Raw genomic sequence first — 12562 nt, 5'->3', positions numbered from 1 at the left:
ACGACAGGGGGAAGAACCATGCTCATCTCACTCACTCGCCGCGCGGTCCTCGCTGCGGCCGCATCCCTGCTAGCCCTGCCCGCCACCGCGCAGGACGCGCCTCTGCAGGTCGCTGGCATCTATACCGTCCCGGTCGAGCAGCAATGGGTCAGCCGCATCCATCAAGCTGCCCTCGCCGCGCAGGACGCCGGCCAGATCGAATACACCTTCAGCGAGAACGTCTCGAACACCGACTACGCCCGCGTCATGCGCGAATATGCCGAAGGCGGGAACGACCTGATCATCGGAGAGATCTTCGCCGTCGAGGACGAGGCCCGAGAGGTGGCGGCCGATTATCCCGAGACCGCCTTCCTGATGGGCTCCAGCTTCCTGCACGACCCGGCGCTGCCCAACCTCGCCGTCTTCGACAACTACATTCAGGATGCCAGCTACCTGACCGGCCTGATCGCGGGGGCCATGACCGAGTCGAACAATATCGGCATGGTCGGCGGCTTTCCCATCCCCGAGGTGAACCGCCTGATGCACGCCTTCATGGCCGGCGCGCGAGAGACGAATCCGGAGGTCGAGTTCCAGGTCGCCTTCATCGGATCCTGGTTCGATCCGCCCAAGGCCAAGGAGACGGCCTTCGCCATGATCGAGAACGGGGCGGACATGCTTTATGCCGAACGCTTCGGGGTCTCGGACGCCGCGCAGGAACGCGGGCTTCTCGCCATCGGCAACGTGATCGACACCCAGGCCGACTATCCCGAAACCGTCGTCGCGTCGGCCATCTGGCATTTCGAGCCGACGCTGCAGGCCGCCATCGCCGCCGTGAACGACGGCAGCTTCACCGCAGACAATTACGGGGTCTATTCATACATGAAGGAAGGCGGCTCCAGCCTCGCGCCGCTGGGCACGTTCGAGGGTCGCGTTCCGGAAGAGACGATGGCCCTGGTCCGCGAACGCGAAGCCGCGATCAAGGCCGGCGAATTCGAGGTGGAGATCGACGACTCGGAGCCGGTCTCGAATTGACCTCCCCCGAGACCGGGGCGCAGGCTTCCGCTGACGCGGAGGTCCTGCGCCTTGACGGCATCACCAAACGCTTTGGCGAGGTGACCGCGAACGAGGACGTGTCCCTGACGCTCCGCGCCGGAGAGATCGTGGCCCTGCTGGGTGAGAACGGGGCCGGCAAGACGACCCTGATGAACATCCTCTTCGGCCACTACGCCGCCGATGCCGGAGAGGTGCGCGTGATGGGGCGCCGCCTGCCGCCCGGGCAGCCGCGGGCCGCGATCGAGGCCGGGGTCGGCATGGTGCACCAGCATTTCACCCTCGCGGACGCCCTGACCGTGCAGGAAAACGTGACGCTCGGGACCCGTCCCTGGTGGAGGCCGGGCGGCCGCGCCGCCGCGCGCGCGCGGATCGAGGACCTCGCCCGCGATTACGGGCTTCAGGTCGACCCCGACGCCGCAATTGCCGATCTGACCGTCGGCCAGCGCCAGCGGGTCGAAATCCTCAAGGCGCTTTATGGCGATGCGCGCGTCCTGATCCTCGATGAGCCGACCGCCGTGCTGACACCGCAAGAGGCGCGCGCCCTGTTCGACACCCTGCGCCGGGCGACGGCACGCGGACTGGCAGTCATCCTCATCTCCCACAAGTTGCACGAAGTCATGGCGACGGCCGACCGGATCGTCGTCCTGCGCCATGGCCGTGTGGTCGGCGAACGCGCGACCGCGGCCACGGATCCGGCCGATCTCGCGCGTCTTATGGTCGGCGCAGACATCGCGGAACCCAAGGCCATGCCGGCCGAACCGGGCGAGGTTCTGCTACGCCTCGACGCCGTCTCTACGCCGCCTGGCGCGACCCAGGGCGCGGCGCTCGATCGCGCGTCTCTGGATCTGCGCGCGGGGCAGATCAAGGGGATCGCGGGCGTTTCCGGCAACGGCCAATCCGCATTGGCCGGATTGCTGGAAGGGCTGATCCGACCAGCCTCGGGCACCCTGACGCTGGGCAACGCGGCGCCCGCCGACTGGTCGCCCCGGATCGCGGTGGCGGCCGGGATCGGACGCATTCCCGAAGATCGCCACCATACCGGCACGATCGCCGATTTCACCCTGACCGAGAACGCGATCCTCGAAACCTACCGCGACGCCCCGTTCGCGCGCGGACCCCTGATCGACTGGTCTGCCGCCCGCGCCCATGCCGAGGACCTGATCGAGGCGAACGACGTGCGCTGCCCCGGCCCCGACGCGGCGATCCGGCTTCTGTCGGGCGGCAACATGCAAAAGCTGATCCTGGCCCGCGCCCTGCATGGCGCCCCCAGGATCATTCTGGCCAATCAGCCGGTCCGGGGGCTCGATATAGGGGCTGTCACCTATCTCCAGTCTCGCCTTTTGGCGGCGCGAGACGCAGGTGCGGCGATCCTGCTGATCTCCGAGGATCTGGACGAGATCCTGGCCCTGTCCGATGTGATCCACACGATCCATGCGGGCCGTCTATCGCCCCCCGTCCCGCGCGAGCGGGCGGAGGTCGAGGCGCTGGGCCTTGCCATGGCTGGCGGAGGCGCTGATGCGGCTTGAGGCCATCGCCCGCCCCGGTCCGGCCCGCACCTTCGGCCCGCCGCTGATTGCGCTGGGTGCGACGCTGGGCGTCGGGATGGCGCTGGCCCTGATCGCGGGGGCCGCTCCCCTTGCCGTCTTCGGACAGATCGTGACGGGGGCGGTCGGTTCCCGCTTCGCTCTGCTCGAGACGCTGAACCGCGCCACGCCGCTCATCTTCACAGGCCTTGCCGTCGCCGTCGCTTTCCGTGCGAAACTCTGGAACATCGGAGCCGAGGCGCAACTCTATGCCGGTGCGCTGATGACGGTCGTCCTGGGCACCGGAGCATTGGGCTGGCCCGCCTGGGCATTGCTGCCGACGCTCGCGCTGGCGTCGATGCTGGCTGGCGCGCTCTGCCTCGTCTGGGCCGCCTGGGCCAAGCTGCGCCTCGGCGTGGACGAGGTGGTGACGACGCTCCTGTTCAATTTCGTGATGCTGCTCTTCGTGTCGATGTTACTCGAAGGTCCTCTGAAGGATCCGATGGGCATGGGCTGGCCCAAATCGGAGCGTCTGGTCGCCGAGGCCCGTCTGCCGCGCATCGCCGAAGGTCTGCGCCTGCACTGGGGCTTTGCCTTGGCCGTGATCTCGGCGGGGCTGGTCTGGCTGGTGCAGTCGCGCACGACCTGGGGATTCGAGATGCGGGCCGTCGGCGCGGGCCTTCCGGCGGCCCGCTTCGCCGGAATGCCGGTGAATGCCACGATCCTGCGCGTGGCGCTGCTGTCCGGCGGACTCGCCGCGCTGGCCGGTTTTTCCGAGGTGTCTGGGGCGAAAGGCTCGCTGACGCTCGATCTGTCGCCGGGCTATGGCTACACCGGCATCATCGTGGCGATGCTCGCGCTGTTGCACCCCCTTGGCGTTGTCATTGCCGCCCTGTTCGTGGCGGGCGTTTTCGTCGGCGCGGATGCGATGTCCCGCACTGCGGGCGTGCCGTCGTATGTGGCCGACATCCTGCTGGCGACGGCGCTGCTGACGATGGTTCTGGCGCTTCTCTTCACGCGGTTCCGGGTCCGGCGGGAATGAGATCACGTCCGATGCATATGCGCCGCCGGACATTCGTGGCCAACCGGTTCGGCCTCGGGCTCCCGGTTCGGTCCCTTGCCGCGTCGACTGTGATACGACCGCTCCGTCATCCTGCCGCAGATATTCCGGGGTCCGGGGCAAAGCCCCGGTCCTGCTTCGTCCGCCGATCCCTTCCCCTACCATGACAGAGCTCTTCGAAATCCTCCTCTCGGCCAGCTTCTGGGCTGCGGTCCTGCGCATCGCATCGCCCCTGATCCTCGCCACGATGGGAGAGCTGATCTGCGAACGCGCCGGTGTTCTGAACCTGGGGATAGAAGGGATCATGGTCGCGGGCGCCTTCGCCGGGTGGATCGCCGCCTATGCGGGCCTGCCGCTTTGGCCGGCGGTCGTCGTCGCGTTCCTGACCGGCGCCGGCTTTGGCCTGATCCACGGCGCGCTGACGGTTCCGTTCGGGCTGTCGCAGCATGTGGTCGGCCTGGGGATCACGCTGCTCGCCACTTCGGCCACCTACTTCGCGTACCGTGTCGCTTTGCCCGAAGTGTCCTCGCCGCCCCGTATCGAGCCGTTTCAGCCGCTTGATCTGCCGGGCGCGCTCGCCCAGACGCCCCTGACCTATGCCGCATTCGCCATCGCAGGACTGACGGCGCTTGTACTCTATCGCACCCCGCTCGGCCTCTCGCTGCGCGCCGTCGGCGAGAACCCGGCCGCCGTCGAGGCGCAGGGCGGCAACGTGACCGCCTTGCGGATGGGCGCAGTGATCGCCGGATCAGGCCTGATGGCGGTGGGCGGCGCCTTCCTGACGCTGTCGGCCTTCAACTCGTTCTTCTTCGAGATGGTCAACGGACGCGGCTGGATCTGCATCGCGCTGGTCGTCTTCGGGGCCTGGCGTCCGGGAAAGGCGGTTCTCGGCGCGCTGCTGTTCGCCGCGTTCGACGCGCTCCAGATCCGTCTGCAACAGACCGATCTGGGTGCGGTACTTCCCTACCAGGTCTTCCTGATGACCCCTTACATCCTGTCGATTCTCGCACTGGTCGCCATGTCGCGCAGCGCGCGCGTCCCGGCGGCGCTGATGGTTCCGTATCGGAAAGGCACGCGATGAATTTCGACCTGATCGTTCGCGGCGGCACCCTGCCGGACGGGACCGTCACCGACATCGGTATCCGCGGGGACCGCATCGCCGCTCTCGACGACCTGTCGCAGGCCGATGCCGCGGAGACCGTCGATGCGAGTGGCGATCTGGTTTCACCCCCATTCGTCGACCCGCACTTCCACATGGATGCCACGCTCAGCTACGGGCTGCCCCGCCTCAACGAGAGCGGCACCCTTCTGGAGGGCATCGCGCTCTGGGGGGAGTTGCGAGAGATCGCGACCGTGGACGAGATGGTGGACCGCGCGCTGCGCTATTGCGACTGGGCGGTCAGCCTGGGCCTGCTCACCATCCGGACTCATGTCGACACGACTCCCGACCATCTGCGCGGGGTCGAGGCGATGCTCGAGGTCAAGCGCCGCGTCTCGCCCTACCTGGACGTGCAACTCGTCGCCTTTCCGCAAGACGGGCTGTTCCGGGCGCCGAACGGAGAGGCCAATCTGGTCCGTGCCCTCGACATGGGCTGCGATGTGGTCGGCGGCATCCCGCATTTCGAGCGCACGATGGAGGACGGACGCGCCTCTGTCGTGCGCCTGTGCGAGATCGCTGCCGAACGCGGCTTGCCCGTCGACCTTCATTGCGACGAGACCGACGATCCGATGTCGCGCCATATCGAGACGCTCGCGGCCGAGACGATCCGCCGTGGTCTTCAGGGCAGGGTCGTCGGTTCGCACCTGACGTCGATGCATTCGATGGACAATTACTACGTGTCCAAGTTGCTACCCCTGATGGCCGAGGCACAGGTCGCGGCGATCCCCAATCCGATCATCAACATCACGCTCCAGGGCCGCCACGATACCTATCCCAAGCGCCGGGGCCTGACCCGCGTGCGCGAGATGCGCGCCGAGGGGATCGCGGTCGGCTGGGGGCAGGATTGCGTCCGCGACCCTTGGTACTCTCTTGGCACGGGCGACATGCTCGACGTGGCTTTCATGGGGCTGCACGTCGCCCAAATGACCGCACCCGGCGAGATGGTCGCCTGCTTCGAGATGGTCACGGACACCAATGCCGCAATTGTCGGGGCACAGGATTACGGTCTGCGCGTCGGGGCGATGGCCTCGCTTGTCGTTCTGGATGCCGGCGACCCGGTCGAAGCCGTCCGTCTGCGTCCGGCCCGGCTCGCGGTCGTATCGAAGGGGCGGATCGTCTCGCGCCAGCCGCGTGGGGATGCCACGCTGGATCTGCCCGGTCGGCCCGACCGCGTCCGATGTCGCCACACCCCGGGGCACCTGACAAAATGAAAACGCCCCCGCCGGGGGGGCGGGGGCGTTTTGCTGCAGGCGCGCGGGAGGGGGCGCGCACAGAAAGGGGATTAGTCTTCGGCGTCGATCTGCTCGAAGATGTCGGAGCCGAAGGCCGGCTCACCCGACACGAGCGTCGGGGTGGCGGTGATGACCTCGTTGCCCGACAGCGACGCATTGAAGCGGTCGATCACGTTGCTCTTCAGCTCCGAGCGGGTGGAAACGATTTCCGTGTCCACGACGCTCAGCGTCACGACGTCGTTACCTTCGAGCGACTGGTTGAAGTGCATGATCGCGCCTTCGGGGCCTGCATCGACCTGAGCGATGGCCGGAGCGGCGAGGGTGGCGATCAGGGCGGTGGTCATGAGCGTCTTCATTTTCGATCTCCTTCTAATTTCAGCCCGGATCCAGTTCCGGTGGTTCGTGCGGTCAGAACTGATCCGCGTTGGATGGGATACATCTGGGGAAGATCCGGCGTCCTTCAACGCACCCCGATCAGGTTTCTTGGCTTTCAACGTTCGTCAATGCACACTCACTCGTCCGCTTTGCACGAAGCTCACCAAATGGGTCCCGCGCGATCACAAGCCTGTCATTCGGAGCGACCGACAGGGAACAAATGGCCTTTTCGGTGCATCGGGTTGATCAGCTTTTACTGGGGTCCAAGCGTGCGGACGCCTTAGCCGCCGGGCAGCCACGCGGTCGCTTCGACCTCGACCAGAAACTCTTCCCGGGTGAAGCCCGACACGATCAACAGGGTCGAAGCGGGTCGAACCGCAACTCCGGCCGCATCGAGCCATGCGTCGCGGGCGGCCATGTAATCGAGGAAATGCGCGCGGTCCGTCACATAGGCGTTCAGTCGGATGATATGACGGGGCCCGGCCCCTGCTTCCGCGAGGATCGCCGCGATATTCGACAGGCAGAGGTCGGCTTGACGTCGCGCATCGTCAGGGACGGTTCCGTCCGTGGCCAGGGCCAACTGACCCGATGTGACGACCAGATGTCCGCCCGCAGGCGCGAGTATACCGTGCGAGTAGGCGCCGAAGGGCGGGGCGATGTCGGAAGGAGTGAGAGGTGTCATTGGATCAGGCTGTCCCGGAAGAACGATCCAGTCCAGCCGGGCGGGCGCGTTTCGCAATCTGCCGACAAACGCGCCCGCACAGTGAGCATCTGCTCAAGAAATGGGCAGACTCCGCGGGCGGCGGCCGTTAACCTTCCCCAACGTCTTTCCATCGCCGGAACCGCGCCGACCTTGTCACGCGGCCCGCGTTGGGCCCGACAGTCCCGGAGGAGTCCCCATGTCCCGATCCTTTGCTCTGACCCTCGCCGCAGCCTTGGTGCCCGGTGCCGCACTGGCCGACGCCCATGCCGTACCCGTGACGTTTGGCACCAACTGGCTGGCCCAGGCGGAGCATGGCGGCTTCTATCAGTCCGTCGCCGACGGCACCTACGAAGCTTGCGGGCTGGACGTCACGATCATCTCGGGCGGGCCGCAGGTCAACAATCGCGCCCTCCTGCTGGCGGGACGGATCGACTACCATATGGGCGGCGACATGCTTCAGGCCTTCAATGCCGTCGCCGAAGGCATCCCGGTCGTGGCCGTCATGGCCACCTTCCAGAAACACCCGCAGGTCATCGTGGCCCATCCGGACGTGGAAAGCTGGGAGGACCTGAAGGACCGGACCCTGCTGATCGGCGACAACGGCTTCACCAGCTATTACCAGTGGATGATCGCCGAGCACGGCTTCACCGTGGAACAGCGCCAGCCTTACACCTTCAACCCCGCGCCGTTCCTGGCCGACACGAACCTGGCGATGCAGGGCTACCTTTCCTCCGAGCCGTATCTGATCCAGACCGAGGGCGGCATCACGCCGAACGTCTTCCTGATCGCGGATAACGGGTACTCCTCCTACGCGACGACGGTCGAGACGATGCAGGCGACCATCGACGAGAAACCCGATGAAGTGGCCTGCTTCGTCGAGGGGTCGATCACGGGCTGGTACAACTATCTCTACGGCGACTCGTCGGCGGCCGACGCGCTGATCCTGGAAGCCAACCCCGACATGACCCAGGACAAGATCGACTTCGCAAAGAACATGATGCGCGAGGAGGGCATCGTCGACTCGGGCGACGCGCTCGAACTGGGCATCGGAGCCATGACCGACGAGGTGATCGGCGGCTTCTTCGACAAGATGGTCGCTGCTGGCGTCATCGAGGAGAATGTCGACTGGCAGGCGAGCTATACGCTCGATTTCGTCAACGAGGGCGTCGGCATGGACCTGAAGCCGGCCGAATGAACCGGGAGCGCCGCGAACTGCTTCACGTGTCCGGCGTCGACAAGGTCTTCGCCGGCAATGTAGAGGCCCTGCGCGGACTGGACCTGACGGTCCGGCAAGAGGATTTCATCTCTCTGCTGGGTCCGTCCGGGTGCGGCAAGTCGACAGCGCTCCGCCTGATCGCGGGACTATCCACGCCCACTTCCGGCAAGATCGAATGGCGGGGCGATCACGGGGCCGGCGATATCGGAGTCGTGTTCCAGGAACCGACACTGATGCCGTGGGCTACGGTTTCGCAAAACGTCTATCTGCCGTTCAGACTGGTCGGCAAATCGTACAACTCGGTCCGCGACGAGGTCCTCGAGGCGCTCAAGCTGGTGGGCCTCGAGAAGTTCCAGAACGCCTATCCCCGAGAATTGTCCGGCGGCATGAAGATGCGCGTTTCCATCGCCCGCGCCATGGTCACGCGCCCCCGCCTGATCCTGATGGACGAACCCTTCGCCGCGCTCGACGAGATCACGCGCTTCAAGTTGAACAACGACCTGCTGGAACTGAAGGCCCAGATTGGGTGCACGGTGATCTTCGTCACCCATTCCGTTTTCGAGAGCGTGTTCCTGTCCGATCGCATCGTCGTGATGGCCGCCCGTCCAGGGCGCGTCACCGAAGAACTTCGGGTGGACGAACCCTACCCGCGTCCCGAGAGCTTTCGTACCTCCGCGGCCTTTGCCGATCATGCCCGACGCGCCAGCGAGGCGCTGGAAACCGCGATGGAGGCCGCATGACCGACGCGCCGATGACCGACGCCGCAACGCGCGCCCCCGTGGTCGACGCCGAAGAGGCCCGTCGCGCCAAAAGCCGCAAGATCGAGGCGACGGCGCGGTATACGCTGCCGGTCCTCTGCATGGTCTTGGCCATCTTCGCCTGGGACCGGATCGTCGCCATAAACGAGATTCCGCACTACATCCTGCCGGCCCCGGGACTGGTCTGGGCCTATCTGGTCGAGAATTGGGGCAACCTGACCGATGCCGCCCTATTGACGGGGCGCATCACACTGATGGCGCTGCTCGTCGCGGTGATCGGTGGCGCGGGGCTTGCCATCCTGTTCAACCAGTCGCGCATGGTCGAGTTGTCGTTCTACCCCTACGCGGTGATCCTACAGGTGACGCCGGTCGTCGCGATCGCGCCGCTGATCTTCATCTACGTCGAATCCAAGACGGTGGGCATGTTGCTCTGCGCTTGGATCGTCGCGTTCTTTCCCGTCCTGTCCTCCACGACGCTGGGCCTGAATTCGGTCGACCGGAACTTGCGGGATCTCTTTGCGATCTACCGTGCCTCGCGCTGGCAGCGTTTGATCCACCTGCAACTGCCCTCGGCCCTGCCCTACTTTCTGGGCGGCCTCCGCATCGCCGGAGGCCTCAGCCTGATCGGCGCCGTCGTGGCCGAACTGGTCGCCGGTACCGGCGGCGTCGGCCTCGGGTTGGCCGGTCGCATCCAGGAGGCCGGATACCGCCTCAACATCGCGGGGATGTTCGCGTCGCTGTCGCTGATCGCCGCGATGGGCGTGTTCATCTTCGCCGCGCTGTCGCTCCTGTCGCATCTGCTGCTGCGCAAGTGGCACGAATCCGCCCTCAAGCGGGAGGGCTGATGGACTTTCGCGCCCTGCCCAGCGGCCCGATCACCTTGTCTGACGTCACGATCCCGGCCTGCCTCGCAGGGCGGACCGGTGGCCTGATCCGCACCGACCTCCATCTGCGCGATGGGCGCCTCTCGAAAGAACCGGGCGAGACCGTCGCCATGGATGGGGCGATGGTTCTGCCCTGTTTCACCGACATGCACACCCATCTGGACAAGGGACACATCTGGCCCCGTGCGTCGAACCCCGACGGGACCTTCATGGGCGCACTGGAGACCGTCCGCGCCGATCACGCGAACTGGTCGGCGGACGACCTTGCCCCGCGGATGGAGTTCTCGCTGACCTGCGCCCATGCCCACGGCACCCGTGCGATCCGGACGCATCTGGATTCGATGAACGGCCAGGACGCGATCTCCTGGCCGGTCTGGGCCGAGATGCGCGACCGCTGGGCCGGCCGGATCGAGATGCAGGCTGTCTGTCTGGTGCCGATCGACGCGGTGGATGATGCCTTTGCGGGCACCGCCGATATCGTGGGCGAACATGGCGGTCTGCTGGGCGCCGTGACCTATCCGGTGGACGACCTGAGACCGCGATTACGCCTCTTCTTCGAGATGGCGAGCGCACGCGGGTTGTCGGCCGATTTCCACGTTGACGAGACGCTCGACCCGACCTCCGAGACGCTGCGCGCGATCGCCGAAACGGTGATCGAGACAGGCTTCGACGCGCCGGTCGTTGTGGGCCATTGCTGCTCGCTTTCCTCGCAGGATGAGGCGCGGGCCCTCGACACGCTGGATCTGGTGGCCCGGGCCGGACTGAACGTCGTCAGTTTGCCGATGTGCAACCTCTACCTTCAGGACCGCCAGGCGGGCCGGACACCCAGGATGCGGGGCATCACCCTCGTCCACGAGATGCGAGAGCGGGGGATCCCGGTCGCCTTCGCCTCGGACAATACGCGCGATCCGTTCTATGCCTATGGCGACATGGATATGCTGGAGGTCTGGCGCGAGGCGACGCGCATCGGTCATCTGGACCATGCGCGCGACGACTGGGTTACGTCGGTGACGACGGAGCCGTCTGCGATCTGCGGCTTCGGTCGTTCCGATCTGTCCCCCGGCGCGCCGGCCGATCTGGTGATCTTCCGCGTGCGCACCTGGACGGAGTTGCTGGCCCGGCCCCAATCCGACCGCATCGTGCTGCGCGACGGCATCGCTATCGACCGCACCTTGCCCGACTACCGTGACCTCGACCGAATGGTGAGCCCATGAGACCGAACGTACAGGCCGCGAAAGACGCGCTGGCCCATCTGGATATCGAGACGTCGGATGCCGCGATCCGCGCGAAGTCCCGCGACTTCTTCTGGTATTCGCCGGTGCTGAAGGACCGGCTGGACCATATCGAAGCGGATTTCGTGGTGTCGCCGAAATCCGAAGCCGAAGTGATCGAGGTGCTGCGCACCTGCTACGAACACGATTGCCCGGTGACGACGCGCGGCGCCGGGACCGGAAATTACGGACAGGCGATGCCGCTGGCGGGCGGATGCGTGATGCACCTGCAGCGCATGAACGCCGTGAAGAAGATCGCACCGGGCCGCGTCGTGACCGAGCCGGGGGTCCTGCTCAAGGACCTTGATGCCGCCTGCAAGGAGCATTCGGGTCAGGAGATCCGGATGTTCAGCAGCACCTGGGCCACGGCTACGATCGGCGGCTTCATCGCCGGCGGGTCGGGGGGCGTGGGCTCTTGCACCTGGGGCAGTCTGCGCGATCTGGGGAACATCATCCGCCTCCGCGTCGTCACCATGGAAGCGGAGCCCCGCGTGGTCGAGTTCCGCGGAGAGGAACTGGCCCGCGTCAGTCACGCCTACGGGACGAACGGGATCATCACCGAAATCGAGATGCCATTGGCGCCCGCCTACGATTGGGTCGGCATGTTCATCGAGACCGACGACTTCATGGACGCCGCGCGCTTCGCCGAGGAGCTTGCGAACGAGGACGGCATTCTGATCAAGCTGGCCACCGTGTTCGAGGCTCCGGTGGCCCATGACTACTTCCAGCGGGTCAAGCCGTACGTGTCGCCGGGTTCGAACCTCGTCGGCCTGATGGTCGCCCCGCATTCGATGGACGGGTTCCTGACCTTCCTGGGCCGCCGCCCCGAGGCCAAGCTCATCTATCGCAGCGATGATCACGCCTGGGCGCGCGATCCCGGCCCCGTCTTCGAATATGGCTGGAATCACACGACCTTGCGGGCGCTGAAGGTCGATCCGTCGATCACCTATCTGCAGGTCCGCTACGGCTTTCCCGAGCACCTGAACCTGATCGAGCGCATGCGGAACGAGCTTTCGCCCGAGGTCCTGCAGCATCTGGAGGTCCTGCGCGAGAACGGAAAGGTCATGTTCGCGGGCCTGAGCCTCGTGAAGTTCACCTCCGAGGAGCGGCTGGACGAGATCGTGCGCCTGCACGAAGAGGCGGGCGCAATGATCTTCAATCCCCACCGCTACACGCTGGAGGAGGGCGGTCGCCAATCGGTCGACGACCGCCAACTGGCCTTCAAGCGCGAGGCGGATCCGAAGGGATTGCTGAACCCCGGCAAGATGATCGCCTGGGACGATCCGGACTGGGATTACAAGGCGATGTACGCCTACCCGAAGATGCAGGCGGCGGAGTGATCGGATGCG

The 12562-nt window shown here is 66.0% G+C and carries 12 protein-coding genes; 10 read left to right on the top strand and 2 right to left on the bottom strand.

What is annotated here, in order from left to right; genetic code table 11:
• Positions 1–18: 18 nt before the first annotated feature.
• From jaqu_RS15775 to jaqu_RS15755, 5 genes are all read left to right on the top strand, one after another.
• On the top strand, positions 19–1011 hold the full coding sequence (locus jaqu_RS15775) for a BMP family protein (RefSeq protein ID WP_043919962.1): 993 nt from the start codon (positions 19–21) through the stop codon (positions 1009–1011).
• On the top strand, positions 1008–2558 hold the full coding sequence (locus tag jaqu_RS15770) for an ABC transporter ATP-binding protein (RefSeq protein WP_043919961.1): 1551 nt from the start codon (positions 1008–1010) through the stop codon (positions 2556–2558). Before jaqu_RS15775 ends, jaqu_RS15770 begins: the two co-directional genes overlap by 4 nt.
• Complete coding sequence (locus tag jaqu_RS15765; protein ID WP_043919960.1) at positions 2548–3597, top strand: ABC transporter permease; 1050 nt, start codon at positions 2548–2550, stop codon at positions 3595–3597. The genes jaqu_RS15770 and jaqu_RS15765 overlap by 11 nt, the downstream gene beginning before the upstream one ends.
• Positions 3598–3778: 181 nt before the next feature.
• The gene (locus jaqu_RS15760) at positions 3779–4696 is read left to right on the top strand and encodes an ABC transporter permease (protein WP_043919959.1); all 918 of its coding nucleotides are present in this window, start codon (positions 3779–3781) and stop codon (positions 4694–4696) included.
• Entirely contained in the window at positions 4693–5985 is a 1293-nt protein-coding gene (locus jaqu_RS15755) for an amidohydrolase family protein (protein WP_043919958.1), read from the top strand. The genes jaqu_RS15760 and jaqu_RS15755 overlap by 4 nt, the downstream gene beginning before the upstream one ends.
• Positions 5986–6056: 71 nt before the next feature.
• Here jaqu_RS15755 and jaqu_RS15750 read toward each other — a convergent pair whose 3' ends face one another.
• Positions 6057–6362 (bottom strand): hypothetical protein, encoded by a 306-nt coding sequence (locus tag jaqu_RS15750; RefSeq protein WP_043919957.1) that lies wholly within the window; start codon positions 6360–6362, stop codon positions 6057–6059.
• A 299-nt stretch (positions 6363–6661) separates the two neighbouring features.
• The gene (locus tag jaqu_RS15745) at positions 6662–7063 is read right to left on the bottom strand and encodes a RidA family protein (RefSeq protein WP_043919956.1); all 402 of its coding nucleotides are present in this window, start codon (positions 7061–7063) and stop codon (positions 6662–6664) included.
• A 217-nt stretch (positions 7064–7280) separates the two neighbouring features.
• Between jaqu_RS15745 and jaqu_RS15740 the strand changes: the two genes are divergently transcribed.
• The 5 genes from jaqu_RS15740 to jaqu_RS15720 are packed head-to-tail and all read left to right on the top strand — an operon-like array spanning position 7281 to position 12553.
• Positions 7281–8279 carry an ABC transporter substrate-binding protein gene (locus tag jaqu_RS15740; RefSeq protein WP_043919955.1) on the top strand — a complete coding sequence of 333 codons (999 nt, stop codon included), beginning with the start codon at positions 7281–7283 and terminating at the stop codon, positions 8277–8279.
• The gene (locus jaqu_RS15735) at positions 8276–9040 is read left to right on the top strand and encodes an ABC transporter ATP-binding protein (RefSeq protein WP_043919954.1); all 765 of its coding nucleotides are present in this window, start codon (positions 8276–8278) and stop codon (positions 9038–9040) included. The genes jaqu_RS15740 and jaqu_RS15735 overlap by 4 nt, the downstream gene beginning before the upstream one ends.
• Positions 9037–9903, top strand: a complete 867-nt coding sequence (locus jaqu_RS15730) for an ABC transporter permease (protein ID WP_236687878.1) — start codon at positions 9037–9039, stop codon at positions 9901–9903. The genes jaqu_RS15735 and jaqu_RS15730 overlap by 4 nt, the downstream gene beginning before the upstream one ends.
• Entirely contained in the window at positions 9903–11156 is a 1254-nt protein-coding gene (locus jaqu_RS15725; protein ID WP_043919953.1) for a cytosine deaminase, read from the top strand. The genes jaqu_RS15730 and jaqu_RS15725 overlap by 1 nt, the downstream gene beginning before the upstream one ends.
• Positions 11153–12553, top strand: a complete 1401-nt coding sequence (locus tag jaqu_RS15720; protein WP_043919952.1) for an FAD-binding oxidoreductase — start codon at positions 11153–11155, stop codon at positions 12551–12553. The genes jaqu_RS15725 and jaqu_RS15720 overlap by 4 nt, the downstream gene beginning before the upstream one ends.
• Positions 12554–12562: the final 9 nt, after the last annotated feature.

Source organism: Jannaschia aquimarina, from assembly GCF_000877395.1.
Classification (GTDB): domain Bacteria; phylum Pseudomonadota; class Alphaproteobacteria; order Rhodobacterales; family Rhodobacteraceae; genus Jannaschia; species Jannaschia aquimarina.
Note: the sequence above shows the minus strand (reverse complement) of the source record. Positions and strands in the feature narration are given on the sequence as shown.